This is a genomic window from Nocardia sp. NPDC004722, from assembly GCF_053601505.1.
Map to the genome: position 1 here is coordinate 1 of NZ_JBSGBY010001001.1, position 1,795 is coordinate 1,795.

Sequence of the window (1,795 nt, forward strand, 5' to 3'; positions counted from 1 at the left end):
CGTCGGCGAGGCGGGGCACGGTCAGATAGTGGACGTGATTGGCGAATTCGGCCCGGTACTTGATCACCGCGGCGGGATCGCGCGTCCAGGAGGTGACGTATCCGGCGGCGAGGGCGAGCACCAGCATGCCGGGCGCGACCAGCGTCGGCCCATCGCCGGGGGAGCGGATGCCGTCGGCGGGCGGATCACCCACGACGCGTGCGTAATCGGTGAGATCGCTGGCCTTCAGCGTGGTCGCGGCGGTCGGCAGCCGGGTGTCCACCATGAGCCGGTCGAAGTCGATGCGGGTGCGCGGCAGGCGGCTGTGGCGTAGCCCGGTGGCCACCACCGGATCCGCCGTGCCGAAACCGGCGCTCGCCGCCCGCACCGAGGCGTGCTCGTGCTCGCCGGTGCGGGCCAGCAGCGCGGTCGACCCGCGCTGTACGGGCACCCCGTGCTGGTCGGTGAGCACGGCGACGATCGAGATCACGTCGAAAGACCGGAAATGCCGGAATGATTCGAAGTAGAGGTCGCAGGTCAGTTCATCGCCCGCGAGCAGCGGACGGCCGATGTCGAGGGTCTGGTCCACGTGCACGACCCGATCCGGGTGGTAGCCGGTGATCAGTTTCTCGAGGATCTCCCGCCGCGCCTGCTGCCAGACCACCGCGGCGAAGGTGGGCGGGGCCACCACCGCGTCGAAGCCCAGCCGGGCCGCCGCGGCTTCGTGCCAGTGGGCGGGATGGAAAGCCTGGACGGCATGGGCGAATTCGCGGATGCGGACCCGGTCCACGGGGAAGGTCCGCGTGCACCGGTAATGCCGGCCGACCAGTGCCAGCGCCTGTTCGGCCCCGGCGGTCGCAGTGCGGTGGTTCATGGATCAATAATTCATCCCGCGAAACCGGGCGCGTGGAATCGGCGGGATATTTGGATATTTCACCGAATTACGCCCGAAATTCGTGAACTGCTCCAATGTTCGGCGGCGACCCTACTGCGGCCATTCCACGGCGGCCTACCTTGAGCGCGGTTTCGCAACAGGAAGGCATGAAATGACAAGAACCAGGCGCCGTCAGACGGTCAGGGCCGCCGTAATGCTGGGTGTTTCCCTGCTGACGGTCGGATTCTCCGGTCCGGGCGCGGAAGCCGATCCCCAGAGTGCGCCGACCGAACAGCAATTGGCGGATTACATCGCCGCGGGCGTGCCGGCCGCGCCGATCGCCGACTCCGGGTCGGCCTGCACCTCCGGCAGCGGCGCGGGATCGGGCAACGGTTCGGGTAACTGCTTCGGCGGCAGCGGGTCCAGTTCCGGCTCCTCGGGCGGCTATTCCTCCGACACCAAAGGCTATGGGCCGTCGATGACCTCGTGGCTGGCGGCGTTCGGCTACGGACTGTTGAACCCGGACGCGACCCCGCCGGGCGCGAACGACTGGAACTGCAAACCGTCCGCCGCGCATCCGCGGCCGGTGGTGCTGGTCCACGGCACCTGGATGAACGCCTACAACGGTTTCGCGTTCATGGGGCAACCCATCAAGGACGCCGGGTACTGTACCTTCACCCTCAACTACGGTCGCTCCAACCTGATCGAGGGCGGCGGGCTGGGCTCGGTGCTGCCCGGCACCATGGGCACCGGCTACATCCAGGACTCCGCGAAACAGTTGGCCGCCTTCGTGGATCGGGTGCTGGCGGCCACCGGCGCGTCCCAGGTCGACCTCGTCGCGCATTCGCAGGGCGGGCCGATGTCGCGCTGGTACACCAAGTTCGAGGGCGGGGCGTCCAAGGTGCACAACCTGGTGACCCTGGGCGCGACCAACCATGGCAC

The 1,795-nt window shown here is 68.4% G+C and carries 2 protein-coding genes; one reads left to right on the forward strand and one right to left on the reverse strand.

The genetic code is table 11. The features are described 5' to 3' along the window. On the reverse strand, positions 1-853 hold an 853-nt coding region (locus tag ACWELQ_RS45085), incomplete at its 3' end, for an FAS1-like dehydratase domain-containing protein (protein WP_452403089.1). Between the two features lie 172 nt (positions 854-1,025). Here ACWELQ_RS45085 and ACWELQ_RS45090 point away from each other — a divergent pair. Beyond that, positions 1,026-1,795 (forward strand): esterase/lipase family protein (locus ACWELQ_RS45090; RefSeq protein WP_452403090.1); only part of this gene is annotated, 770 nt, incomplete at its 3' end.